Genomic DNA, 23954 nt, shown 5'->3' with positions numbered 1-23954 from the left:
CTTGCAAAATGTATCTTTGTGACCGAATTGAACATCGCTGATCGCAATCGTATCAGCGCAAGGACGCTTCAGGGCGCACCGATCAGAGAGCCGTCCCCCTGGTTTTCTCTGGTCTGCAATCGGGTCGAATTAACGGCTCCGCACGCACTCTGAAGTTGAGGTCGGCACGCCGGAAAGTACCCCGGAAGACCGATCACAGGCCAGGCAAAATGACTTTTTCCGGCCTGGTCATCCCGCCGGAGAGAACCCCCTCCTCTCCGGCGGGGCTAACACTACCCAAAACTGAACACGATCAGATGAAATCGTCGGTCTCACGATCCGTTCGGGCCTGATCCAGTACCCATTCGCGCACGCTGACCGCGTCTTCGGACAGCACCCGGGTCTTCGACCAGACCAGGTAGAACCCCTTTCCGGTCCGCCAGGCCCATTCCTTTCGCGCCGCCAGCTGTCCCTTGGCGATCAGGCTGCACACGACGTGGTGCCAGCCGAATGAGAATCCTTCCCCATTCATTGCCGCCTGCAGCACCAGCGCATAGTCGTTCAGTTTGAGGCCGGCGGAGACTTCGGAATTGGTGATCCCGTGATGTTCGAACCACTGGCGCCAACTGGGGCGGGCGCGAATGGGTTCCTCAAGATGGATCAGGCGTTCGTGCAGCAGATTGGGAACCGAGCGTAGATTGCGCGCGCTGTGCATGACCTGCGGGCTGGCGACGGGATAAATCACCTCATTCGCGATCAGGGCCGCGTCATAGCCGGGCCAGTTGCCATCGCCCAGACGAATGGCAAGGCTGATGTTTTCTTCGTCCAGATCCGGCTCACGATCGCTGATCTGCATGCGCAGGTCGATATCGGGGTGTTTCTGACGCAGATCATGAACTCGCGGCATCATCCAGTAATAGGAGAACGCCGTCGAAGAGTTGAGCGTGACATGCCGATCCTTCGGTGTGTGCCTGATCTCGGCGGCACAATGTTCGATATCGTTGAGCGCGCGCGAAGCCGTTGCAAACAGTCTCTGCCCCGCCTCGGTCAGGGTTACGCTGCGATGACGCCGGACGAAGAGATGCACGCCGAGCGCCGACTCAAGCTGCTTGATCGCCGCGCTGACCGAGGGTTGCTGGATGCTCAATTCTTCCGCCGCGCGGGTGAAGGATTTCGACCGGGCCGCCGCCTCGAAAATGATCAGGTTGCGCGGTGAGTGCAGCAGTTTCCAGATATCTCGCATAGGCGATATCTATCCAAACCAACGATCTGGCGGCAAGAGTGTCTGGGTGGGAATCTGGACTACGCCGAGAGTGCCAAGGCAGCCTCAGCCGCCTTGGCTTCTTGCATCATTGGATCGGCACGAATTCGATGCGGCGGTTGCGGCGTTTGCCGTCAGCGGTGTCGTTGGACGTAACGGGTCGGGTCTCGCCATAGCCGACGGTTACCAGCCGCTCGCGTGCGATGCCCTGTCCAACCAGATAGTCGTTTACCGCTTGTGCCCGACGCTCGCTGAGCGCCCGGTTTGCCGCGTCCGAGCCGTCGCTGTCCGTGTGCCCGCCAATCTCGATCCGCAGGCTCGGGCAGCGCCGCACGATGTCGTGCAGATTGGTCAGCAGCGGGATCGAATCCTGACTCAGCCGGGCACTGCCAGAGCGGAAATAGATGTTGCCGGTGCGCGAAAGAATCTCCATCCGGCCTTCGCATGCTTCGCGATCCAGATCGCCCTTGGTCTCAAGCGCTGCGGCCCCCGGGGTTGCAGCCACCAGTTCCAGCTGCGGCGGCGTGCCGGGCTGGGCGCGGTCGAAGACGAGCCCAAAGCTGACGAACCCAAACGGCAGAATATCGACCGAGGCCGCCTCTTCCAGTTTGCCCCGGCCTTCTTCCAGGCCGAAGTCCGGCAAAGCGATGGCGATGGGCGCGGCGTTGGCCACGGCCACACGGTCATTGTCCACCAATGTGATCGCCACCTTGGCCGTGCGCTCCTGCGTCAGCCCGTGCAGCTCCAACCGATAGGGCAAGTCGATGATCTTGTGCCGGGACACGTGCAGATCGGTCAACTGATCCGCGGGCAATTGCGCGGTGATGACCGCCTCGGGGAACTTGAACGTCTCAAAGAACAGGAACCGCATCCGCACGTTGCGCAGGTCGATCTTGGTATCCACCGAATCCATCTGAACCCGGATCTCGGCGGCGCCGGACTCATTGATCACACCGGAGAAGGTGGCAAAACCGCTCAGTTCGGCGACCGAGTTCTTCTTGACTGATAGGAACTGCAACTCGGATGATTCGGCGTCCAGCTTCCAGCCATGCTCAAACGGGTCGGCACTCTGTGCCCAGGCACTCGCTCCCAGCAGCGCCATACCCATTGCGATGGCTGATCCCAAAAAAGTCGTCCTGAACATCTGCGTGGCCTCCCGTTATTTCGCTTAAATTCGGAGTATGTCAGGTCTTGGCCACAAGAAAGCCAAAAATGCGGTGTTTTCCTGATGACATGTACGTCATATACGCTGGCGCATCTGTTACCGTGATCACAGACATGCGTCTTGTGGTTTCGTACAAAGTGTCGCTACGAGATGCCGGCGTATGTGTCGGATCAAGGATCGGGGTTAAAGACAAGCAGTGAACCGTTTGCATCGAATTCTAACGGTGATGTTGGCACTGGTATGGGGCGAGATGGTCCTGGCGGAACCGCGGATCGCATTGGTGATCGGCAATTCGGCCTATGGGTCGGTGACGGCGCTGGACAACCCCTCGAACGATGCCCGCCTGATCTCGCGCAGGCTGAACGAACTGGGCTTTGAGGTCACGGAACTGACCGACAGCGATCAGGTCGCGATGAAACGTGCGATTGCGCAGTTCGGCCGTGATCTGAGGGCGGCGGGGTCAGAGGCGGCGGGGCTCTTCTATTATGCCGGACATGGTGTGCAGTCATTCGGCTCAAACTACCTGCTGCCCGTCGATATCTCACTGTCCGATCCGGCCGATCTGGATCTGCTGGCCGTCGAGGCACGCTCGGTGCTGCATCAGATGGCGTCCGCCAAGAACAAGACCAATATCGTCATTCTGGACGCGTGCCGGAACAACCCGTTCGAGGATCTGGCCGACATGGACGACAATGGTCTGGCCGAGATGAAGGCGCCCACCGGCACATTTTTGGCCTACGCGACCGATCCAGGCGGTGTCGCGCTGGATGGTGAGGCTGGCAACAGCCCCTTCACGCTCAGCCTGGCCGAACACATCACGGTGCCCGGCCTACCCATCGAACAGTTGTTCAAGAAGGTGCGGGTGGACGTTCTGAACACCACACGGGGCCAGCAAACGCCGTGGGACACATCCTCGCTGACGCGGGATTTCTCGTTTGCGCCGCAACAGACGCCGATTCAGGACTTCGAAACCGAGACCTCGGCGTGGCAAACCGTGTCCGAGGCCCGCGATGCGGTGCAGATCATGCTGTTCCTGCGGGCCTATCCCGACAGCGAGTTCGCTCCGGCGGCGCGTGATCTGCTGCAGGTGGTGATGGCCGAATCCTTTGGCAGTGCACCCTCCGTCAGCCCCGAGTCGCAACCCGCCGAGGTCGCGCAAAAGCCGAAGATCACCGATGAGGAACGGTTGATGTTCGATCTGGCGGCCGATGATGACACGCTGCACGCCTACCAGACCTATTTGCAGGCCTATCCGCAGGGTGCATTCTCCGACCAAGCGACCGAGCGTGTGGCTGTACTGGAACAAGCCGCCAAAACGATCACCCGCAAGGCCGAGGCGCAGCCTGCCGCCCCAGGTAGCGATGAAGTCGTAACACTGAATTCCCGCCTGACCTTCGGCAACACCCATGTGCGGGGTAAGACGATCAGCGATCTGATCAAAGGGTCGCCGCAATCCCCGCCGATCGAAGGGCTGCCTGAGGCGCTGTGGAAAGACCAACAGTGCTCAAACTGTCACCAATGGACCCCCGATACATTGTGCACGCAGGCCAATACCTATGTGGACCACCCGGCAGCGGGCAACATCGCCAAGGAACACCCCTATGGCGGCGGGCTTAAGCTGAACCTGCGGCGCTGGGCGATGGGTGGGTGCCAGTCCTGACGGGCAGTCAACGCGCGGCGGTCGAGACGAAGAAGTAGACCCATTCGCCCTTGAAATCCGGATTGGCCGCGCGCGCCGCCGTGACCTGGGCTGTCAGGTATTCCAGATACGGCGCGGCGGGCTCGATCAGGGGCCTAAGGCCGTCGTAAAGCGGTTCCGAGGCGGCAAAGGCCACCGCGATCTCCTGCCCGTAAGGCGGCCCGATGGTGATGTAGAGACCCGGATCGCCGGGCTGTTCGGCCCCCACTTTCAGTGCTGATTTCGCGGGCGTCAGGTCCAGCGCTACGCTGTCATTGGGGCTGAGATGGATCACCTGCCCATCGGCGTCGAAATAATCGACATAAACATAGGCGTCGTAATCCGGCGCGGTCAGGTCCAGGATCAGCTGTTGACCTCTGGTGTAGCGAAACTCGCGCGCATGCACGTCCTCGCCCAGAAGCAGCGGGTTGGTGATTTGGTCGGTGGATTGCGGCAGCCCGACACCCGCGATGCCGCTGAGCGCGCCGCATTGCGGGCGCGGCAGCACCAGCAGGTTGTCGGCCACGGTGATGTTCGCCCCCATCTGCGCCTGCAGCGCGGCCAGCACCGGTGCGCGCAGGCCGGTTTCCGGGATGTGGCCGACCAGTTCCAGCGTGTTGTCCTCGGGCCGGAACTGCACCTGCAGGCGCGAGCAGGGGACCTGATCCAGAAGTCCTTCAATACCATCGCGCAGCTCGGCGGCGGCCTGTCCGGCATCTTCGGGCGCCATGAAGCTTTGAAACGCGGCCAACGAGACCGGGTCGATGGGGCCGTCGCCGGTGTCAAAGGCCAGCGCCGCCTTGGCGCGGGTGACCTCCGGCTCGGCGGTGGTCAGGGCAACCGGCTGCGCCTGCGCAGGTGCGATGGCATCCGCTGGCGGCGGAGCCGGGTCGATGCGGTTGGCACGCTCGGCCGCAGCGGTGGTGTCCACGGCGGCAGCGACCGGAGCCGCGACCGTCAGGCTGACGGCCGTCACTTGAGCGGCGACGGCCAGTTGCGGGCGTTGTTCCACGGCTGCCAGCCGATCCGCAGGCTGTTCCGCAGCCACCAGGGAGACGGCGGATAACGGAGCCGCGTTGGCGGGTTCCGGCCGCTGCTCCACGGCGGCCAAAACGGCGGCGGGTTGTTTGGCAGGCGCCAGATTGACAGCGTTTAACTCAGCCTGCTCCGTCCGCTCTCCAGCTGGGTTGGCAGCCGCCAGTTCGGCCCCAGTCTCCGGCACGGCAGCCATCGCTTGTACCGCCGGGGTCAGCGGTTGCGCCTGCGACTGCGGGATCGCGCCCTGATCCAGCCGCGCCCCGCTGGCGTCAGCGCTTTGGGTCGCCTCACTTTGCGGCTCGGCCTCGGCGGCCTGTGAGCGTTCGACCTGGTAGGCCGACAGTTGCATCTGCGTCTCGGGCACCGGCTGTTCCGTAACCGGTTGCGGCTCGACCGCCCAGAGCAGGACCGCGGCCAACCCGGTATGCGCCGCGACCGAACTGGCCAGCCCCACGCCCCATATGAGAGGTGCACGGCTCACCGCACCGGACCGGGCGGGGTGACGACCAGCACCACCTCGCGCGCGCCCAAGGCCTCGAACCTGGTGACCAGCGGCAGCACCTCGCGCAGGGTGGCCTCTCGATGGGCGTTGATCCTTACCAGCAGGTCGGGCTGCGCGGTCAGCATGTCTCCGACGCGGGCGACGGCGTCTTCGACGGACAGTGCAATCCCGTCCAGCGCCAGTTCGCCAGTGGCGCCGACCGAGAGCGTCACGCCGCCTGCGGGCATGTCGGCGCCGGTGGCGGCGGTGGGTGGGGTCACGTCAAAGGGGGCGGTGGCGTCCATCCGGCCGATCAGCATGAAGAAGACCAGAAGAAAGAACACGACGTCGATCAGGGCGATGATGGTCTCGTGCCGGGTGCGTTCGGTCGGTCGGGTGATCCTCATGGCCCGGCCTCCAGCCGCACCACGCGCATTTGCTGCACGCCCGCGCCGGTGACCAGATCCATGACCGAGACCAGCGCCTGCATCTTGGCGCCGCCGGTGGGCAGGATGATCACCTGTGCGCTGGGATCACTCGCCAGCCGGTCGCGCAGCAGTGCCTGCAACGCCTCGGGCGTCTGCCCGCGCCCGCGCACCGTGGGCACGCCGTCCGCGCCCAGTCGGATCAGTAGTGCGCCGCCCGACGGGGCCGAGGCCGTCTGCGCCGGGGCAGGGCGGTCGGATTGCGACACGGCAGGGATCATGTCGAGGTTCAGATAGGTCGAGGTGACCATGAAGAAGACCAGCAGGATCAGCATCACGTCGATCATCGGCACCAGCGAGATCGGCGCGCGAGCCGGGCGGCGGCGGGTCAGGCTCAGGTCGCTGGCCATGAAGGTGCCTCCCTACTGCGCGCCGCGCTCCTCGATCAGCATCAGACGGCCCACGGCGTTCTCAATCGCCTGCGCCCCAGCTTCGGCACGGCCCGCCAGCAGCGCGGCGCCGACGGCGGCGGGGATCGCGACCAGCAGACCGGCGGCGGTTGTCAGCAGCGCCTGCCAGATCCCGCCCGCAAGAACGGATGCATTGGCCGAGCCCTGCGCCAGTTCCAGTTCCTGAAACGACTGGATCATGCCGGTGACAGTGCCCAGAAGGCCCAGCAGGGGCGAGATCATCGCGATCAGCTCCAGCACGCGGATCCAGGTGTTCATGGCGGCGAACTCTTCATTGCCGCGCCGTGTCAGCTCAGCCATCAGCGCCGGGCCTTTGAATCCGTCGATCAGCGCCTGCATGGCATAGGCGCAGACCCGGTCGGCAGGCGCCTTGCCGTTTGCCACCGCCGCCTGCGCCGGGGCACGCTCACCCTCGGCCCATTGCGCCAGCGCTCCGTCGCGCAGGGCACCGCCCGAACGCGCAGGCCACAGCTGGATGGCCTTGACCACGATCAGCGTCAGCGACAGCAGGGACAGCACGGCCAGAACCGCGATGATCGGCCCGCCAGTGCCCAGATTCTCGAACCCAGGCATGGCTTATTTGGCCAGCGTTGCGGGGGTTTTGCTGGACAGGGCCAGCACCGGGAAGCAATCCATCGGCTCGGCGTTCTGCGGTTTGCAGGCGGGCAGGTCGTGCAGCAGTATCTCCGAGATGTCGCCGCAGCCGATTTCCGGTATTTCGAACAGTTTCAGTACCGTGCGCTGGACCGGCAGGGGTGCGGCGTCGATCGAGAGCAACCGGTCGATCACCCCGTTGCCGTCCAGAATCGCCAGAGACATCTCGAACTGCTCAAAGCTGTTGTCCGTCTGGTTGCGGAACAGAAAGAAGGCGCGGCAGCCGCCCGCATCAGCGGCCTCGAACTTGTTCAACTCGATAGACAGCTTGCCGTCTTCGGCCAGCGCACCGGTTGCCAGCGCTGCCGCCAGCGCTGCACCGCTTAGAATTTTTCCGATCATCCGATCCTCCCCTGATCGCTGTCCCGTTATGCCTTGAGTGCCTCGTTGACCTGCCGCAGCGCTCTGGACACCGTGGCGCGGATGCGGGTGGGGGCAAAACCGTTCTGGTCCACCTCCATGAAGAAATTGGAGTTCATGACCGCCATATGGTCGCGGATCTGCTTGCGCGCGGCGGCGCTGAGTTTCTTGCGTTCGGAGGGGTTGTCGGTCTTGCCCAGTTGGTCCAGCAGCGTGTCGAGTTTTGTGTCGAGCTGTTTCAGCGGCTGCGCCAGCCGGGCGATGCGGGCCGGAGCCTGCGCCAGTTCCGGCGTGTCCTTGGCGGCTGCACGCATCCCTTCGATCAGGGATCGGATGTCCTGCGCGGCCGTCTTGCGGGCTGCGGCCCAATCCTTGCGCACCCGGTCCAGCGAAGGCGCGGGCGTTTCCGGTTTCGGTTCTGGCGCAGGGGGCGCATCGGCCAACGCCGCGATCTGTTGGGTCAGCGAGGTCAACGCCTGATCAGCAGCGCCCAGGTCACCCGACTTGACCTGCGCCGAGATCGCCTTGGCCGCGCCCGCGGCCAGCTTTTGCGCCTCGGGGCCAACTTTGGCGGCGCGCATCACCACTTCTTTCAACCGTTGCAGCGCCTGCGCCTTGGCCTCTTTGTCTGCACCCGGCGCAGGGGATTCCGGGGCAGGTGCGGTTTCGGTCCGGGGTTGATCCTCGTCCGGGTCGGCGTCCTCTTCCAGAACCGAACCATCGGCGCCCACGACCTGAACCTTGGCGCTGATCGAGCTGGACTTGAGATAATTCCGGATCTGCTTGGCGAGATTGGGCAGTTCGCTTTCACAGACCAGTTTGACCACATTGCCGTCGGCGCTGAGCGTGCCATAGGCCAGTTTCGGTGTCGTGCCTTGCTTTTTGGCGTCTTTGCCAAGGGCCGCAGGTGCTTTGCGGCGGTCGATCAGCAGGATGTCGTCCTTCTTGGCGCCGGGGCAAAAGGCGAAATTCAGGCTCTGCTTCTTTGCAAGGTTAATAAGCTGCCGTAATGCGGCGCCTTCGACCGGCTGTGTCGCCATTGCGGACCGTCCCGTGTCAAATCTGTATTATGGGTTTGACTTTGAACAGACTATAAGGCTGATTATTCGTCAAGGCAGGAGGTCACCGTTCCTGATCGGCTTGTGTACATGTGTGAAGTAAATCATACCGATCATGACGGACTTGGGGTAAGATACGGGTATTGAGACCAAGTTAGCCGACTAAAAATAACGATATTCCGTCGGGGAGAATATGGACCTATCTGACTATTTAGAGCCGCGGGAAGAGTCGCCCCCGAGTGGCGAGAACCTGGAGTACGATCCGGCGTTCACCGATCTTGAGCTGGCCGCCCAGCCCGGCGAGGAAAAGCAGATGGGCGATCAGGTCGTCGCTGCCGAGGAACAGGACTGGGGCGATGTCCGCGACAAGGCGCTGGCGGTGATGGAACGCAGTCACGAGCTTCGCGCAGCGGTGTTTCTGGCCGAGGCGGTTTTGCACTCCAAGGGTTTGCCTGAGTTTGCCGCAAGTACGGGATATGTGCGCGGTGTGCTGGAGCAGCATTGGGAGACCTGTCATCCCGAGCTGGATGAGGATGACGGCGACGCAACCATGCGGATCAATGCCGTGCAGGGGCTGGCCTCGACCGACCGGGTCGTACGGGCGCTGCGGCGCACGGCGCTTTCCGACAGCCGCATGTTTGGGCGGCTCACCCTGCGCCATGTGGAAGTGACCGAAGGCCGCGCGAACATGCCTGCCGATCTTGAGGATGTGCCTGACGCAAACGCGGTGGGTGCGGCGTTTCAGGACACCGACGAAGAGGTTCTGACCGCTAATCTGGATGCGGCAAGGGCCGCATTGGACGATGTGGCGGCCATTGATGCGGTGTTTTCCGAACACACCCCGGGCGAAGGCCCGGATCTGGAACCGCTGCGCGACTCGCTGAAACAAATTCAGCGTGTCCTCGCGAAACATGCCGGGGGCGAAGCGCCGGCAGATGACGATGTGGGGGATGTGACCCCTGTGGCGGCGCCGGCAGGCGGCGGCATGGCCGCGGCTGCGCCTTCCGGTGGCGGAGCGGTGAATTCACCGGCGGACGTGACCATGATGCTGGACCGCATCATGGACTATTATGCAAGGCAGGAGCCTTCCAGCCCGGTTCCGATCCTGCTGGATCGTGCCAAACGCCTTGTGAATGCCGATTTCCTGACGATTATCGAGGATATGGCAAAGGACGGTCTGGACGAGGTACGCCGCATTGGCGGCATTCAGGCCAAGGACGAATACGAATACTGACCCGTGCCGGGTAGCCCCAGCGCACAGGTTCGACAGCAACACTGATGAATGAATCAAGGAGCATCAGATGGCCGACAGTTCACAGAAATTCATTGCCCGGAACAGGGCTCCGAGGGTTCAGATTGAATACGACGTGGAACTTTACGGTGCCGAAAAGAAAGTTCAGTTGCCGTTCGTGATGGGCGTGATGAGCGATCTGGCCGGCAAATCCGAGGTGGAACAGCCTGCGGTTGCCGACCGCAAGTTCCTGGAAATCGATGTCGACAACTTTGACGACCGGATGAAATCGATGGCGCCGCGCGCCGCGTTTACCGTGCCCAACACCCTGACGGGCGAGGGCAATCTGGCGGTCGATATCACGTTCGAGAGCATGGACGATTTCAGCCCCGCTGCAATCGCCCGCAAGGTCGAGCCGCTGCGCGAACTTCTGGACGCGCGCACGCAGCTTGCCAACCTGATGACATATATGGACGGTAAAACCGGCGCTGAGGACCTGATCTCGAAGATCATTCAGGACCCGTCGCTGCTGAAGACACTGGCGGCACAGCCCAAACCGGGTGGTGAAGACGCCGCTGAGGAGGAGTAAAAGATGGCCGACGAAGAAGCCCAAGTAGAAGCCGCCGAAGGCGCGGAAGCATTTGGTTCATCCGAGTTCGAGGCGCTGCTGCAGAAAGAGTTCCGGCCCAAGTCGGATCAGGCCAAGACGGCCGTGGAAAGCGCGGTCAAGACGCTCGCCGAACAGGCGCTGGCGAACACCGCACTGATCTCTGACGACGCGCTGCGCTCGATCGAAAGCATCATCGCCGAGATCGACCAGAAGCTCACCGAACAGGTCAACCACATTCTGCACCATGCCGATTTCCAGCAGATGGAAAGCGCATGGCGTGGTCTGCACTATCTGGTGAACAACACCGAAACCGACGAGATGCTCAAGATCCGGGTTTTCAACTGTTCCAAAAAGGACATGCACAAGACCCTGCGCAAGTTCAAAGGCACCGCCTGGGATCAGTCGCCGATCTTCAAGAAACTCTACGAAGAGGAATTCGGTCAGTTTGGTGGCGAGCCCTATGGCACGCTGGTGGCAGATTACCATTTCGACCACAGCCCGCAGGATATCGAACTGCTGGGCGAGATGTCCAAGATCGCTGCCGCTGCGCATGCGCCGCTGATCACGGGCGCCAAGCCAAGCCTGTTCCAGATGGACAGCTGGGCCGAACTGGCCAACCCGCGCGATCTGACCAAGATCTTCCAGACGCCGGAATATGCCGCCTGGCGGTCGCTGCGTGAAAGCGAAGACTCCAAATATGTCGGTCTGGCGATGCCGCGCTTTCTGGGCCGTCTGCCCTACGGCGCCAAGACCGAACCGGTCGAGGAGTTCGCCTTTGAGGAGGACACCGACGGATCGGACGCCAGCAAATACGGCTGGGTCAACGCGGCCTATGGCATGGCGGTGAACATCAACCGTTCGTTCAAGGAATACGGCTGGTGCTCGCGCATTCGCGGTGTGGAAAGCGGCGGCACGGTGCAGAATCTGCCCGCGCACACTTTCCCGACTGACGATGGCGGCGTGGACATGAAGTGCCCGACCGAGATCGCAATCTCGGACCGGCGTGAGGCGGAGCTGGCCAAGAACGGCATGATGCCTCTGATTCACCGCAAGAACAGCGACTCGGCGACCTTCATCGGCGCACAATCGCTGCACAAACCTGCGGAATATGACGATCCGGACGCGACCGCCAACGCCAATCTGGCGGCGCGTCTACCGTATCTGTTCGCCACCTGCCGGTTCGCGCATTACCTGAAATGCATGGTCCGGGACAAAGTCGGTTCGTTCAAGAGCCGCCAAGACATGCAGATGTGGCTGCAGGATTGGATTAATCAGTATGTCGACTTCAATGCCGACATTTCAGCCGAGGCGGAAAAGGCGCGCAAACCGCTGGCCTCGGCAGAGGTGGTGGTAGAGGACGTCGAGGGTAACCCGGGTTATTATACCTCGAAGTTCTTCCTGCGCCCGCATTACCAGCTTGAGGGACTTTCCGTCTCGCTGCGGCTGGTATCGAAACTGCCATCTGAAAAAGGCGCGTAAACCGGGTTTGCGCAGCCCGGTAGGCGGCTGCGCAACATTTAACGAAGTATTGTGTCTCCGAAGCTAGAAGGAACGGAAAATGGAAAACGTATTTATCAAGATTGATCAGATCCCCGGTGAAGCACGGGAAAAGCAGCATAAGGACTGGATCGCGGTCAAGTCGATCGAATGGAACGTTGAGAGGACGCTCGACATGTCCGACCTGGGCACCACCCAGCGCGGCTATGCCAACGCCAATTTCGGCAAGATCTCCTGCACCACCGAACTCAGCAAGGCCTCGGCCAAGCTGATGACCTATGTTGCCTCGGGCAAGCCGACCAAGGAACTGATCATTCACATGTGCCGGGCCGGCGACGATGAGAAGAAGGGCATGGAGCCCTATCTGATCTGGACCCTGCGCCATGCGATCATCGACAGCTATTCGGTGTCGGGCGGTGAAGAGCAGATTCCTGAGGAAAGCTGGACCATCGCCTATCGCGGCATCGAGATCAAATACCGTATTGCCGATTTCAACACCGGCGCGCTGAGCGACTGCAACGCGTTCCTGTGGAACCTGGAAACCGGCGACGTCAGCTGATCGCTGCTACATCGCAGGCCCTGGCGGCAAGTGCCGCCGGGCCTTTTTTGTCCCCGTACCGGGGGCATTCATCCTGACTGCGTGAGGGTTTCATGACGCCGGAAGAACATCTCAAATCGGGCGATCTGGCGGCGACGCTCTCGGCGTTGCAGGACAAGGTCCGCGCCAATCCTGCAGACCCGAAACTAAGAATTTTCCTGTTCCAGCTGCTCTGTGTGATGGGCGACTGGAACCGTGCCATCACGCAGCTGAAACTCAGCGCCGAGATGGACGAAGAGGCCATGATGATGGCCAAAACTTATCGTGAGGCGATTATCTGCGAGGTCTACCGCGAAAAGGTGTTCGCGGGTGACAAGACGGCGTTGATCTTCGGCGAGCCGCAGGAGTGGTTGGCGCATCTGATCGAAGCGCAGAAACTGCTGGCCGGCGGCCACGCGCAAGAGGCGGCGGATCTGCGCGCCAAGGCGTTTGAGGCGGCCCCGGCGACCTCTGGCACGGTCAATGGCGAGGCGTTTGAGTGGATCGCCGACGCCGACATGCGGCTGGGTCCGGTGCTGGAGGTGATCGTGAACGGGCGCTATTTCTGGCTGCCCTTCGCTCAGATTGCCAAGCTTGACATCGAGGAACCCTCCGATCTACGCGATGCGGTCTGGACCGCCGGAACATTGACCGTGGCCAATGGCGGCGAGGTGGCGGCGCTGATCCCCACCCGTTATCCGGCCACCGTGGCGCAGGGCAACGATGCCGCCAAACTGGCGCGGGCGACCGAATGGGTCGATGGCGGGGCCGAGACCTATACCGGCATCGGTCAGCGCTTGCTCGCCACAGACAAGTCGGACATCGCCCTGATGGATATACGAGAGCTGGTGCTGGACGTGTCGGCCGAGGCCGATGAGACCGAAGGGGCCGGGGAAACGGCTGGAGATGGCTGAGAAGACACTCGCGGAACGGCTGCAACCCTCGCTTCTGGACCGGCTCACCGATAACGCGCCGGGCGAGCGGAAAGAGGGGCGCGATGCGCGGGTGATCGATGTCGGACGGCTGCGCGAGATCATCCAGCGCGATCTGTCGACGCTGCTGAACACCACCGACCATTCCGACCTGATCGACGACGAAATCTATCCGCATGCGGCGCTGTCGGTGCTGAACTATGGCGTCCGCGAGACCTCGGGCGCGTTCTCGACCCTGGATCAGGCGCGCAAGATCCAGCGTTCGATCGCGGCGGCGGTCGAGACGTTCGAACCGCGTCTGGTCGAAGGGTCGGTATCGGTGGATTTACGCTCTGAAGAGCGGGCCGGCGAGATGCATGTGGAGTTCGACATTCGCGCGGTCATGTGGGCGCAGCCGATGCCGCTGGAACTGTATCTGCGCAGCAAGGTGGACGTGACCACCGGCGAGGTTGAGATTGAACGGAGTTGAGGCTGAATGGCGAAACCGCTGAACGGAACGGGCAAAGCCGCTTGCAAGCGGCTTAAGCGGTTTTCAAACCGCTTCAAGGCGTTTGCAAACGCCTTGGTTCCGGTCTCAGACCGCGTTGCCGGACGGTAGAGGCGTGCGATGGATACACGGCTGCTGAAGCATTACGAGACCGAACTGGCCTTTCTGCGCGAGATGGGCGCCGAGTTCGCCGGTGCCTATCCCAAGATCGCCTCGCGGTTGGGCATGGAGGGGATCGAAGTTCTCGACCCCTACGTCGAGCGCCTGCTGGAAGGCAGCGCCTTTCTGGCCTCGCGCGTACAGCTCGAGCTTGAGATGCAGTTTCCGGTCTTCACTTCGAACCTGCTGGAAATCGTCTATCCCCACTACCTGGCACCGACGCCGTCGATGATGGTGGCCTCGTTCGAGCCGGATGTGACCAACGCGGCGCTGAAAGAGGGTTATCTGATCCCACGCGGCTCGCCCCTGCGCTCGCGACTGGTCGAGGGGGAGCAGACGCCGTGTGAATTCCGCACCGCCGCCGATGTGACCATGTGGCCGGTCGAGATAGCGGAGGCCGAGTATATCGACGGGCGTGGTGAACTGGTCGCTGCCGGCGTGGCCCGCGATACCGAGGCGCGGGCCGGTATCCGTCTGCGGTTGCGGCGCACCGACAATGAGCCGATGGCCGAGCTTGAGATGGACAGCCTGGTTCTGCACATGGATGCGCAAAGCGGCAAGGCCTGGTCGCTGCACGAGCTGATCTGCACCCGGTGCGAGGGGCTGACGGGCCGCTCGACCGACCGCCGCGCGGATTGGGCCGTGCGCTTGACCGAAGGCGCGGCGCGGCCAAAGGGGTTTGAGCGCGAAGAAGCGCTGCTGCCCACGCCGCGACAGTCATTCGATGGCTACCGGCTGTTGCAGGAATACTTCGCCATGCCCGAACGCTACCTGTTCGTGGAGGTGAGCGGGCTGCAACCGGCGCTGAAAAAGGCGACGGGCACCGATGTGGACATCTATATCCTGCTGCGCGAGGGCATGCGCGACATCGGTCCGGCGGTCACTCCAGCGGCCTTCACCTTGAACGCCGTACCCGCGATCAACCTGTTTCACCGACGCTGCGACCGGGTGCATGTGACACCCAAGGATACCGAGCATCACATCGTGCCCAGCCGCACGGCGGGCCTGGATTTCGAGATCTTCGCGATCGAAAGCGTCACCGGTATTCGCGGGGACGAGGGTGGCGATATCCAGTTTCGCCCCTTCTACTGCGCCACCGACCTGACGGCGGCGGGGGACAATCATCCCGCTTATTACACTATCCACCGCCGCATGCGGCAACGGAATGAGAAAGAGCGGCTGCGCGGGGTGCGGACATCGTATCTGGGTTCCGAAGTGTACCTTACATTGGTCGACCGCACCCAGGCGCCATATCCGGCGGAGCTGGATCAGTTGGCGGTTCAGGCGCTGTGTTCCAACCGTGATCTGCCACTGTTGCTGGCGACCGGCGCGGACAACGTGTTCCATCTGCCCGAAAGCGGGCCGGTCAAGACCGTGCGCACGCCGGTTTCGCCCACGCGGCCCCACGCCAATCTGGCGCAGGGCGATGCGGCGTGGAAGCTGATTAGCCATCTGAGCCTCAACTACCTGTCCATCGCGGGCAACGGCCCCGACGGTGGCGCCAGCGCGCTGCGCGAGCTGCTGGGTATTTATGCGCCGGTGGGCAACCGGGTGACCGAAAAGCAGCTTGAAGGGCTGATCTCGGTCAGCAGCCGCCCAATCGTGCGGCGGATGAGCGACGAGGTGCTGTCGACTGCGGTGCGGGGCCTCGAGATCACGCTGGGCTTTGATGAGAGCTTTTTCGAGGGCACGAGCGTCTATGTGATGGGCGCGGTGCTTGAGCGGTTCATGCGAAAATACACAACGATAAACAGTTTCACCGAAACGGTGCTGACAACGGAAAGACGGGGGGAAATTGCCAGATGGAGACCGGCGGCCGGCCTCGGCCGGATCATCTGAGTCTGCTTGCCGCGCTGGCGGCTGACCCTGAAAAACACCACGTTTTTCAGGCTTTGCGCGTGATCGAGGCGCATTATGCCGACGCGCCCCGGCTGGGCGAGTCGCGTCGTCCGCGCGAAGACAAGGTGCGCATGGGGCAGGATGTCAGCCTGGCCTTCCCGCCCAGCACTCTCACCCGGTTCGATCCCGCGACCAAGGACCGGCCTGCGCGGATGAGCAATCTGTTCTTCGGCTTTTTCGGCCCGCACGGCCCGCTACCGTTGCATCTGACCGAGTTCGCCCGCGACCGGCTGCGCAACCACCGCGACCCGACCTTTGTGGCGTTTGCAGATATGCTGACCCACCGGCTGATGAGCTTGCTCTATCGGGCATGGTCGGCCTCGCGCCCGGCACCCAGTTTCGACCGAGGCGACGATCCATTTGCGCAGAAAGTGGCCGCTCTTGCAGGCTTTAAAGGCAAGGGGATGCGCGAGCGCGACGCCATGCCCGACATGGCGCGGCACTATTTCACCGGCCATCTGGCCTCGGGCCCCAAGACGGTCGAGGGGCTGGTGGCGATCCTGTCCTCGTTCTTCCATGTGCCGGTCGAACTGCAGCAATTCGTCGGCTCCTGGCTGGAGCTGGAGCCCGAGGATACCTGGCAGCTGGGCCGCATGGCGGGCCTTGGTCGGTCGACCAATATCGGCAGCCGTGTCTGGTCACGTTCGGCCAAGTTCCGCATCCGGATCGGGCCGCTGTCGATTGAGGACTACGAACGCCTGCTGCCCGGCGGTGCGTCGCAGCAGCGGCTTGAGGACATCGTGCGCACCTATGTGGGCGACGCGCTGGATTGGGAGGTCAATCTGGTGCTTGCCGGTGACGAGGTGCCGCGCGCCAGTCTGGGCGGAACGACGCGGCTGGGGCACACGAGCTGGGTCAAGACCCGTGACGAGCCCGAGGTGGACAGGCCGGATGCCGAGGATCTGATCCTCTATCCCGGTTTTCTCCAACAGAATTTCGAGGCCGACCAACCGGCCCATAGCGAGAGGTATTGAAGATGACGGAAATCAGTCGCGTGGCGCTGTTCGGCAAGCTGAACAAGCTGGGATATCAGGCCATCGAAGGGGCCACCGTGTTCTGCAAGATGCGCGGGAACCCCTATGTCGAGGTGCAGCATTGGCTGCACCAGATCCTGAACGGGCAGGACAGTGACATCCACCGTATCATCCAGCATTACGATCTGGACCCGGGCAAGATCGCATCCGAACTGACCCGCTCGCTGGATATGCTGCCGCGCGGGGCGTCCTCGATTTCGGATCTTTCCGATCATCTGATGGACTCAATGGAGCGGGGCTGGGTCTGGGGCTCGCTTCTCTATTCCGACAGCAAGGTGCGGACCGGGTATCTGATCTTGGGCATGCTCAAGACGCCCGCCCTGCGCAACATCCTGAACTCAATGTCGCCCGAGTTGGGCACTGTCGGCGCCGATGATCTGGCCGACAAGTTTGCCGAGATCACCGATGGCTCGCCCGAGGATCGTTTGGGCGCTCAGGACGGCTCGCAAGTCGGAGGCGGCGCCGAACCGGGTGAGGCCAGCGGGGCGATGGCTCCGGGTGCCATGGGCAAGGGCGAGGCGCTGGAACAGTTCTGCACCGACCTGACCGAACAGGCCCGCAACGGTGAGATCGACCCGATTGTGGGCCGGGACGAGGAAATCCGCCAGATCGTCGATGTGCTGATGCGGCGGCGGCAGAACAACCCGATCCTGACCGGTGAGGCTGGGGTGGGTAAAACCGCTGTGGTCGAGGGGTTTGCGCTGCGGATCGCACGCGGCGACGTTCCGCCGGCGCTCAAGGACGTGCGCCTTTTGGTGCTGGATGTGGGTCTGTTGCAGGCCGGGGCGTCGATGAAGGGCGAGTTCGAGAACCGGCTGCGGCAGGTGATCGACGAGGTTCAGGCCAGCCCGACGCCCATCGTGATGTTTGTTGATGAGACCCACACGCTGGTGGGGGCCGGTGGGGCCGCCGGCACCGGCGACGCCGCCAACCTGCTGAAACCGGCACTGGCACGCGGCACGCTGCGGACCATCGGCGCCACCACATGGGCCGAATACAAGAAGTACATCGAGAAAGACCCCGCCCTGACCCGCCGGTTCCAGGTGGTGCAGGTCGATGAGCCGGACATTCCCAAGGCGATCCTGATGATGCGCGGGATTGCCTCGATGCTGGAAAAGCACCACCGCGTGCAGGTCCTGGACGAGGGCATCGAGGCGGCGGTGACGCTGTCGGCCCGCTATATCCCGGCGCGGCAGCTGCCGGATAAATCGGTGAGCCTGATGGATACTGCCTGCGCTCGGGTAGCCGTGTCGCAGCACGCGGTGCCTGCCGAGGTGGATGACAGCCAGCGCCGGATCGAGGCGCTGACCACCGAGCTTGAGATCATCGACCGTGATGAGACCGCCGGTTACGACGTGGGCGACCGCCGCGATGCGGTCAGCACCGCCAAGACTGAGGAAGAAGAACGCCTGAATGGCCTTAACGAGCGGTGGGAGCGGGAAAAGGCCGTCGTGGAATCCATCCTCGACCTGCGCGCCAAGCTGCGCGAGGGCGGCGCGCCGGTGGATGTTCCGCTGGCCGAGGGTGAGGACATCGAAAGCCCGCTGAGCGAAGAGGACCGCGCCACGCTATTCGAAGAGCTCAAGGCCAAGAATGCCGAACTGGAAGAGGTGCAGGGCGACAGCCCGCTGATCCTGCCCATCGTCGATCATCAGGCGGTGGCCAGCGTTGTCGGCGATTGGACCGGTATCCCGGTGGGCCGCATGGTCAAGGACGAGATCGAAACGATCCTGAACCTTGAGGAGCGGCTGGCGCAGCGGGTGATCGGTCAGGATCACGCGATGAAGATGATCGCCAAGCGCATCCAGACCAGCCGGGCGGGGCTCGACAACCCCAGCAAACCCATCGGGGTGTTCATGCTGGCGGGCACCAGCGGCGTCGGCAAGACCGAGACCGCGCTGGCGCTGGCCGAGGTGCTCTATGGCGGCGAACAGAACGTCATCACCATCAACATGTCCGAATATCAGGAAGCTCACACCGTCAGCAGCCTGAAAGGCGCGCCTCCGGGCTATGTCGGATATGGCGAGGGCGGCGTGCTGACCGAGGCGGTGCGGCGCAAGCCTTATTCAGTGGTGCTGCTGGATGAGGTCGAAAAGGCGCACCCGGATGTGCACGAGATTTTCTTCCAGGTCTTCGACAAGGGTGTGATGGAGGACGGCGAGGGACGCGTGATCGACTTCAAGAACACGCTGATCCTGCTGACCTCGAATGTGGGCACCGAGATGATCATGGACCTGTGCGCCGATCCAGATCTGATGCCCGATCCCGAAGGCATCGCCAAGGCCATCCGCGAGCCACTGCTCAAGGTGTTCCCGCCGGCGCTGCTGGGGCGTCTGGTGACGATCCCTTATTACCCGCTCAGCCCGAACATGATCGCCGAGATCACCAAGCTGCAGCTGGGCCGCATCCAGAAGCGGGTGCAGGAGGCGCACGGCGTGCCGTTCGAATACACGGACGGTGTCGTGGATGAGATCGTCAACCGCTGTCAGGAGCTGGAAAGCGGTGGCCGGATGATCGACGCCATCGTCACCAATACGATGCTGCCCGATATCTCGGCCGAGTTCCTGCGGCGGATGATGGAAGGCAAAGAAATTTCCAAGGTTGTGATCGACGTTACAGACGGAGAGTTCACTTATGGGTTTGACTAGTGATGTACCCGCCGGCCTGTTGCCGGAAAGGGGGCCGGCGCATCACTGTTGCAGGTTTTTTGGTTAGTCAGTGAAGGGAATGCGCGGCCCCTGCGCCGCCTGTTCCGCTGAGATTGCGTAAAGAGGGCCGGGGAACCGATCCTCTTTCATGCCGGGATGGCCGGAATATGACGCGCCGACCGCCCATTGGACGGAACGCATTGGATTTGCGGAGGAAAATCTTATGGCCAAGAAAACAGTTACCCCACACAAGTTTTATGTTGTCGACCTGATCCGGTCGAAACCCAAGCTGGAATATATCGAACTGCCGAAATATCGGGTCGATGTTCAGCTTGAGGTGACCACAACCGGCAAACTCAAAAAACCCGACCCGGTTCCTTCGACCAAGCTCAAGCGGCTCGAAGAAGCCGGTATGAGCGAGCTTGAGCGCTATGAAAAGGTCATCACCGAAGAGGCGGTGAAGCTGGACGCCAAGGTGGCCAAGCTGATGGCCACCCCTGGCGACAAGGCTCAGGCCGACGCCGAGAAGATGATCCAGGCCACCAACCAGATGATCAAAAACGCCATGGCTTCGGCCGAGGGCGCGGCGCGAAAGGCGATCGAAGAGCGGCTGAAGAAAGAGGCCAAGGGCGACAAGCTGCTGACCGAAGCGCGCGTCAAGACCACGATCAAGGTCACCATGGGCGCGATCAAAATCGGCGCCTCGGTGGCCAAACTGGTGGCGACGTCGGGCGCCGACGTGACCTCGTACAAGACCATCGTCGTGCAGGTGGTCAAGCTGGGTATGGAGATCAACCAGCAGCTCAAGAACGAGGCCAAGCTGCGCAAGGATCTTTATACCGGCATTCAGGCCTATATCACCCTGCGCGGCACGGTGCTGATGCAGGCGGCGGAACGGCAGGGTATCACCGACACCAGCGGCATTTCGGTGAAAAAGCCCATCGAGGCGATCAAGAAGCTGACCGCCAAGGCGGTTGGCATGGGTGAAGAGGTGACGAAGGGCCGTGATCCCAAGAAAATCGCCACTGACCTGCTGGACGCGACGGTCAAGGGGATCAACGCCAAGGTGAACGATGCCGAAAAGGCCCGCAAGGCCTATCGCGAGCACACGACCAAGACCCGCCACAAGGTGGACAGCTTGGGCTCGGCGGCGGACAAGCTGATGAAAAAGGCCCGGGGCTCGAAAACGCTTAAGGAAGGTGTCAAGCTGGGTGCGGAATGTATGAACATCAAGCGGGCCGCATCGGATATGGCCGCCAAGCTGGAGGACCGCGAAAAGTACCTGGAGGAGATGCAGGCGCTGATGGAAGGCAATGGCATGAAGGTGGACGATTCAACCACCATCGAAAAGCTCAAGGCGCTGGACAAAAAGACCATTGCGACCGAGGGCGCGGGTCTGATCGGGATGATCAAGGGCGTGAAGACCCTGGTCGACAATATTAGCGAAGCGGTCGCATAAGGGCCGCGGAACAAAGAGGTGTCAGGCCGGACGGCGATCTGTCGGGCAGCCCGGATGAAACCAATGAACGAAGGGGAATTTTTTAATGGCTACGCAATACAAAACGATTTTTCTGGGCGCAGGCGGTGGTGTCAGCGTGGAATCGGCGGATATCGCCAAGGTGGCCTCGGAGCTGGGAACCTATCTAAAAAAGAACGGCTGGCAGGCGCAGGGGATCAAGCTGCCGGGCCTTTCCAGCGCGGGAACGACCATCAAGAAGGCGGCGGCCGTGCTGGCCAAGTCCAAGAACAGCTCGCAGATAAAGGATCTAGGATTTACCCCTGATCTGAAAGTAGTCGCCGGGATCGACACCAGCGGTCATTTGTCCGCAACGATCACCGGGCTGCTGCCCCCGTCCAAGGAAGGTGCAGCACCTGTCAATTTCGACAAGACGATCGTGATCCGCAAGGATTGGACCAAGCTCGAGGCGGAGCTGGCCTCGGAAGAGAATGTCGTGGTCAACATGACCAAGAAGAACATGTCGATCATCGAAGATGCGCTGGCCAAGCTGGTCAAAAAGCATGACGGTGATATGAAAAAGGTCACCAAGGACAAGGTCTATGCCGCGCTTCTGGCCAAGTTCAAGGGCGGGGACGACGTCATCAACCGCGCCGCAGAAAAGCAGGCCAAGAAATTCAAGACCACCGCGGTGGATACCGATCAGGCCGATTTCGGCAACATCACCACCGGAACGGTGGTACTGGCCGCCCATGGCAGCCGGGTCAAGGAAAGCGGCATTACGCTCGGCACCAAGCTGGGCAAGAAGACGCCCGAGCAGATCGTTGCCCTGCTGACCGAGCAGACCGACAAGAAAAAGAACCTGTCCAAGGATTTCAAGGGCACCGTGCTGTTGTCTGGCTGTTTCACTGCCGCGGGCGGCATTGCGCCTCCGGGGTCGAATTACGACTATGATACGTTCGCGGGTAAGGTCTGGCGGCTGCTCAAGGCCAAGGGGATCAAATGCAAGGTCTCCGGCATGCCTGGACAGGCGAGAACCGGCGATGACGGCAACAAGTCCTCGGTCAAGCCCACCGAGCAGGACGAATACGATGCACTGAAGAAGGAGTTCAAAGAGCTTCAGGCCAAGCTCAAGAAGCAGGACAAGAAGCTCAAGTCCAAGGACCCAAAAACGGTCAAAGAGGCCAATGCCGCAATCAAGAAGCTGGCACCGAAGCTCAAGCAGGTGCGCGCCGACAAGGAAAGCAAGGTCATGAAAGAACTGATCATGAACTACGGGCTGGATCCGGTGCGCTGACCTTTGAAACCATGCCGGGACCCCACTAAGGGGTCCCGGCGCATCAAGACTGACAAGACAGCGGGAGTGACTGGAAAACATGTCCGACACCGAGGCCGTTCTCACACTGCGCGACCGCGCCCGCGAGTTCATCGAGCGGCGCTCGGTCACCAATGCCATTCTCGGCGTGATCATCTTCAACGCCGTCACCCTGGGGCTGTCCACCTCGCAAACGGTGCAGGAGCATGTCGGCGAGGCGCTCGGGGTGCTCGACCGGGTGGTACTGGGCATCTTCGTGGTCGAGCTGCTGATCAAGTTCTACGCCTACGGCCTGCGCTTCTTCTCGAACGCCTGGAACATCTTCGACCTGGTGGTGGTCGGGCTCGGACTGCTGCCGGACCGCGGCGGGCTGTCGGCGCTTCGGGGGCTGCGGGTCATCCGGGCAATGCGGCTCTTGTCCGTCATCCCGCAGATGCGGGCGGTGGTGCAGGCATTGCTGGACGCGCTACCGGGCATGGGCGCGGTGATCATCATGATCTCGATCGTGTTCTATGTCTTCGGCGTGATGGCGACGCTGATGTACGGGCCCACGTTCGACGAATGGTTCGGCACGCTGGGCCGGTCGCTTTATTCGCTGTTCCAGATCATGACGCTGGAGAGCTGGTCGATGGGCATCGTGCGCCCGGTGATGGAGGTGCATCCCTGGGCCTGGGCCTTCTTCGTGCCGTTCATCGTGATCACCGCCTTTTCGGTGCTGAACCTGTTCATCGGTCTGCTGGTGAACACCATGCAGACAGCGGTGGAGGCAGATGCCGAGGCCGAGTTCACTCAGCTGCGCGACCTGGTGCGCAGCGAGACTGACATCGTGGACGCGCATGTGCTGGAACTGCACGAGGAGTTGCGCGCCCTGCGCCGCGAAGTGGCCGTCCTGAAAGGCGAAGGGAATGGCTGACAGTTCGCAGAAATTCATTGCCCGCAACCGCGCGCCACGGGTTCAGATCGAATATGATGTCGAGCTGTACGGCGCGCAGAAGAAGGTGCAGTTGCCCTTCGTGATGGGGGTGATGAGCGATCTGTCCGGCAAGTCCACGGCCGAGTCACCTTCGGTCGCGGACCGCAAGTTCCTTGAGATCGATGTGGACAATTTCGATGAGCGGATGAAGGCGATGGCCCCGCGCGTGGCCTTTACCGTGCCAAACACGCTGACAGGCGAGGGCAACCTGTCCGTCGATCTGACCTTCGAGAAGATGGCCGATTTCAATCCCGCCGCCATCGCCGCCAAGGTCGAACCCCTGCGCGGATTGCTTGAGGCGCGGACCCAGCTTTCCAATCTGATGACCTACATGGACGGCAAGGCCGGGGCCGAGGCGCTGATCGAAAAGATCCTGGCGGACCCTGCGCTGCTGGGAGCGCTGTCGAGTGGTGCGGTTGATACGGCTGACCACAGTGCCGCCCTGGACGCCCTGTGCGAAGCCGCCCCCGAGGACGCCCCGGAAGACACCTCAGTTGCGGACGCGCTGTCATCCTTGCCGGAGGTGGAAGAAGTCGAGGCGGCGGACACTGCCGGCGACGTTCTGTC

General features: G+C 62.2%; 21 protein-coding genes and 1 pseudogene. 14 read left to right on the top strand and 8 right to left on the bottom strand.

All coding sequences use genetic code 11. The annotated features are described in order from the left end of the window. Nucleotides 1-292: 292 nt before the first annotated feature. Both AB3N21_RS03935 and AB3N21_RS03930 read right to left on the bottom strand, forming a co-directional pair. Nucleotides 293-1222, bottom strand: coding sequence for a LysR substrate-binding domain-containing protein (locus tag AB3N21_RS03935; protein ID WP_367933977.1), 930 nt, complete (start codon nucleotides 1220-1222; stop codon nucleotides 293-295). A 106-nt stretch (nucleotides 1223-1328) separates the two neighbouring features. After that, nucleotides 1329-2384 (bottom strand): OmpA family protein, encoded by a 1056-nt coding sequence (locus AB3N21_RS03930; protein ID WP_367933976.1) that lies wholly within the window; start codon nucleotides 2382-2384, stop codon nucleotides 1329-1331. Nucleotides 2385-2631: 247 nt separating this feature from the next. Between AB3N21_RS03930 and AB3N21_RS03925 the strand changes: the two genes are divergently transcribed. Then, the gene (locus AB3N21_RS03925; RefSeq protein WP_367933975.1) at nucleotides 2632-4065 is read left to right on the top strand and encodes a caspase domain-containing protein; all 1434 of its coding nucleotides are present in this window, start codon (nucleotides 2632-2634) and stop codon (nucleotides 4063-4065) included. A gap of 7 nt (nucleotides 4066-4072) precedes the next feature. Here the strand turns inward: AB3N21_RS03925 and AB3N21_RS03920 are convergent, their stop codons facing one another. Genes AB3N21_RS03920 through AB3N21_RS03895 form a run of 6 tightly spaced genes read right to left on the bottom strand, consistent with a single transcriptional unit; the run spans nucleotide 4073 to nucleotide 8551 of the window. Continuing rightward, the gene (locus AB3N21_RS03920; RefSeq protein WP_367933974.1) at nucleotides 4073-5602 is read right to left on the bottom strand and encodes a DUF4384 domain-containing protein; all 1530 of its coding nucleotides are present in this window, start codon (nucleotides 5600-5602) and stop codon (nucleotides 4073-4075) included. Continuing rightward, nucleotides 5599-6009: an ExbD/TolR family protein gene (locus tag AB3N21_RS03915; protein WP_367933973.1), complete on the bottom strand. Its 411-nt coding sequence runs from the start codon at nucleotides 6007-6009 to the stop codon at nucleotides 5599-5601. Before AB3N21_RS03915 ends, AB3N21_RS03920 begins: the two co-directional genes overlap by 4 nt. Next, entirely contained in the window at nucleotides 6006-6437 is a 432-nt protein-coding gene (locus AB3N21_RS03910; protein ID WP_367933972.1) for an ExbD/TolR family protein, read from the bottom strand. The genes AB3N21_RS03915 and AB3N21_RS03910 overlap by 4 nt, the downstream gene beginning before the upstream one ends. Nucleotides 6438-6449: 12 nt before the next feature. Beyond that, nucleotides 6450-7070 carry a MotA/TolQ/ExbB proton channel family protein gene (locus tag AB3N21_RS03905; protein WP_367933971.1) on the bottom strand — a complete coding sequence of 207 codons (621 nt, stop codon included), beginning with the start codon at nucleotides 7068-7070 and terminating at the stop codon, nucleotides 6450-6452. Between the two features lie 3 nt (nucleotides 7071-7073). Beyond that, nucleotides 7074-7493 (bottom strand): hypothetical protein, encoded by a 420-nt coding sequence (locus AB3N21_RS03900; RefSeq protein ID WP_367933970.1) that lies wholly within the window; start codon nucleotides 7491-7493, stop codon nucleotides 7074-7076. Nucleotides 7494-7519: 26 nt separating this feature from the next. Further along, a complete protein-coding gene (locus AB3N21_RS03895) occupies nucleotides 7520-8551 on the bottom strand; it encodes a hypothetical protein (protein WP_367933969.1) in 1032 nt (343 codons plus the stop codon). 211 nt (nucleotides 8552-8762) lie between these two features. Here AB3N21_RS03895 and tssA point away from each other — a divergent pair, with 211 nt between their 5' ends. From tssA to tssB (AB3N21_RS03830), 13 genes and pseudogenes are all read left to right on the top strand, one after another. After that, nucleotides 8763-9803 carry a type VI secretion system protein TssA gene (tssA, locus tag AB3N21_RS03890; protein WP_367933968.1) on the top strand — a complete coding sequence of 347 codons (1041 nt, stop codon included), beginning with the start codon at nucleotides 8763-8765 and terminating at the stop codon, nucleotides 9801-9803. A gap of 67 nt (nucleotides 9804-9870) precedes the next feature. Further along, entirely contained in the window at nucleotides 9871-10389 is a 519-nt protein-coding gene (tssB, locus tag AB3N21_RS03885) for a type VI secretion system contractile sheath small subunit (RefSeq protein WP_171175058.1), read from the top strand. A 3-nt stretch (nucleotides 10390-10392) separates the two neighbouring features. Continuing rightward, the gene (gene tssC / locus AB3N21_RS03880; RefSeq protein WP_171175056.1) at nucleotides 10393-11889 is read left to right on the top strand and encodes a type VI secretion system contractile sheath large subunit; all 1497 of its coding nucleotides are present in this window, start codon (nucleotides 10393-10395) and stop codon (nucleotides 11887-11889) included. Between the two features lie 79 nt (nucleotides 11890-11968). Beyond that, a complete protein-coding gene (locus tag AB3N21_RS03875; protein WP_171175054.1) occupies nucleotides 11969-12466 on the top strand; it encodes a type VI secretion system tube protein Hcp in 498 nt (165 codons plus the stop codon). Between the two features lie 92 nt (nucleotides 12467-12558). Then, a complete protein-coding gene (locus AB3N21_RS03870) occupies nucleotides 12559-13398 on the top strand; it encodes a type VI secretion system accessory protein TagJ (protein WP_367933967.1) in 840 nt (279 codons plus the stop codon). After that, complete coding sequence (gene tssE, locus AB3N21_RS03865) at nucleotides 13391-13885, top strand: type VI secretion system baseplate subunit TssE (RefSeq protein ID WP_367933966.1); 495 nt, start codon at nucleotides 13391-13393, stop codon at nucleotides 13883-13885. Before AB3N21_RS03870 ends, tssE begins: the two co-directional genes overlap by 8 nt. 138 nt (nucleotides 13886-14023) lie before the next feature. Next, nucleotides 14024-15901, top strand: a complete 1878-nt coding sequence (gene tssF / locus AB3N21_RS03860) for a type VI secretion system baseplate subunit TssF (protein WP_367933965.1) — start codon at nucleotides 14024-14026, stop codon at nucleotides 15899-15901. Next, entirely contained in the window at nucleotides 15865-16935 is a 1071-nt protein-coding gene (gene tssG / locus AB3N21_RS03855) for a type VI secretion system baseplate subunit TssG (protein ID WP_367933964.1), read from the top strand. Before tssF ends, tssG begins: the two co-directional genes overlap by 37 nt. Nucleotides 16936-16937: 2 nt before the next feature. After that, nucleotides 16938-19643, top strand: coding sequence for a type VI secretion system ATPase TssH (gene tssH / locus AB3N21_RS03850; RefSeq protein WP_367933963.1), 2706 nt, complete (start codon nucleotides 16938-16940; stop codon nucleotides 19641-19643). Nucleotides 19644-19866: 223 nt separating this feature from the next. After that, nucleotides 19867-21102: a hypothetical protein gene (locus tag AB3N21_RS03845; RefSeq protein ID WP_171175042.1), complete on the top strand. Its 1236-nt coding sequence runs from the start codon at nucleotides 19867-19869 to the stop codon at nucleotides 21100-21102. Between the two features lie 85 nt (nucleotides 21103-21187). Next, nucleotides 21188-22396 (top strand): hypothetical protein, encoded by a 1209-nt coding sequence (locus tag AB3N21_RS03840; RefSeq protein ID WP_367933962.1) that lies wholly within the window; start codon nucleotides 21188-21190, stop codon nucleotides 22394-22396. Nucleotides 22397-22475: 79 nt separating this feature from the next. After that, the gene (locus AB3N21_RS03835) at nucleotides 22476-23327 is read left to right on the top strand and encodes an ion transporter (protein ID WP_367933961.1); all 852 of its coding nucleotides are present in this window, start codon (nucleotides 22476-22478) and stop codon (nucleotides 23325-23327) included. After that, a pseudogene (gene tssB, locus AB3N21_RS03830) lies at nucleotides 23320-23796 on the top strand (type VI secretion system contractile sheath small subunit); the annotation flags it as partial. The gene AB3N21_RS03835 and the pseudogene tssB (AB3N21_RS03830), both read left to right, overlap by 8 nt. Nucleotides 23797-23954: the final 158 nt, after the last annotated feature.

The organism is Ruegeria sp., from assembly GCF_040830605.1.
In the GTDB taxonomy this organism is placed as follows: Bacteria; Pseudomonadota; Alphaproteobacteria; order Rhodobacterales; family Rhodobacteraceae; genus Ruegeria.
The sequence above is the reverse complement of the archived record's forward strand: the minus strand, read 5'-3'. Positions and strand labels throughout refer to the sequence as shown.

What these genes read in the sequence shown, in the direction of transcription:
- AB3N21_RS03935 (WP_367933977.1), bottom strand. Translation starts at nt 1,222, where the DNA reads ATGCGAGATATCTGGAAACTGCTGCACTCACCGCGCAACCTGATCATT.
- AB3N21_RS03930 (WP_367933976.1), bottom strand. Translation starts at nt 2,384, where the DNA reads ATGTTCAGGACGACTTTTTTGGGATCAGCCATCGCAATGGGTATGGCG.
- AB3N21_RS03925 (WP_367933975.1), top strand. Translation starts at nt 2,632, where the DNA reads ATGTTGGCACTGGTATGGGGCGAGATGGTCCTGGCGGAACCGCGGATC.
- AB3N21_RS03915 (WP_367933973.1), bottom strand. Translation starts at nt 6,009, where the DNA reads ATGAGGATCACCCGACCGACCGAACGCACCCGGCACGAGACCATCATC.
- AB3N21_RS03910 (WP_367933972.1), bottom strand. Translation starts at nt 6,437, where the DNA reads ATGGCCAGCGACCTGAGCCTGACCCGCCGCCGCCCGGCTCGCGCGCCG.
- AB3N21_RS03905 (WP_367933971.1), bottom strand. Translation starts at nt 7,070, where the DNA reads ATGCCTGGGTTCGAGAATCTGGGCACTGGCGGGCCGATCATCGCGGTT.
- AB3N21_RS03900 (WP_367933970.1), bottom strand. Translation starts at nt 7,493, where the DNA reads ATGATCGGAAAAATTCTAAGCGGTGCAGCGCTGGCGGCAGCGCTGGCA.
- AB3N21_RS03895 (WP_367933969.1), bottom strand. Translation starts at nt 8,551, where the DNA reads ATGGCGACACAGCCGGTCGAAGGCGCCGCATTACGGCAGCTTATTAAC.
- tssA (WP_367933968.1), top strand. Translation starts at nt 8,763, where the DNA reads ATGGACCTATCTGACTATTTAGAGCCGCGGGAAGAGTCGCCCCCGAGT.
- tssB (WP_171175058.1), top strand. Translation starts at nt 9,871, where the DNA reads ATGGCCGACAGTTCACAGAAATTCATTGCCCGGAACAGGGCTCCGAGG.
- tssC (WP_171175056.1), top strand. Translation starts at nt 10,393, where the DNA reads ATGGCCGACGAAGAAGCCCAAGTAGAAGCCGCCGAAGGCGCGGAAGCA.
- AB3N21_RS03875 (WP_171175054.1), top strand. Translation starts at nt 11,969, where the DNA reads ATGGAAAACGTATTTATCAAGATTGATCAGATCCCCGGTGAAGCACGG.
- AB3N21_RS03870 (WP_367933967.1), top strand. Translation starts at nt 12,559, where the DNA reads ATGACGCCGGAAGAACATCTCAAATCGGGCGATCTGGCGGCGACGCTC.
- tssE (WP_367933966.1), top strand. Translation starts at nt 13,391, where the DNA reads ATGGCTGAGAAGACACTCGCGGAACGGCTGCAACCCTCGCTTCTGGAC.
- tssF (WP_367933965.1), top strand. Translation starts at nt 14,024, where the DNA reads ATGGATACACGGCTGCTGAAGCATTACGAGACCGAACTGGCCTTTCTG.
- tssG (WP_367933964.1), top strand. Translation starts at nt 15,865, where the DNA reads ATGGAGACCGGCGGCCGGCCTCGGCCGGATCATCTGAGTCTGCTTGCC.
- tssH (WP_367933963.1), top strand. Translation starts at nt 16,938, where the DNA reads ATGACGGAAATCAGTCGCGTGGCGCTGTTCGGCAAGCTGAACAAGCTG.
- AB3N21_RS03845 (WP_171175042.1), top strand. Translation starts at nt 19,867, where the DNA reads ATGGCCAAGAAAACAGTTACCCCACACAAGTTTTATGTTGTCGACCTG.
- AB3N21_RS03840 (WP_367933962.1), top strand. Translation starts at nt 21,188, where the DNA reads ATGGCTACGCAATACAAAACGATTTTTCTGGGCGCAGGCGGTGGTGTC.
- AB3N21_RS03835 (WP_367933961.1), top strand. Translation starts at nt 22,476, where the DNA reads ATGTCCGACACCGAGGCCGTTCTCACACTGCGCGACCGCGCCCGCGAG.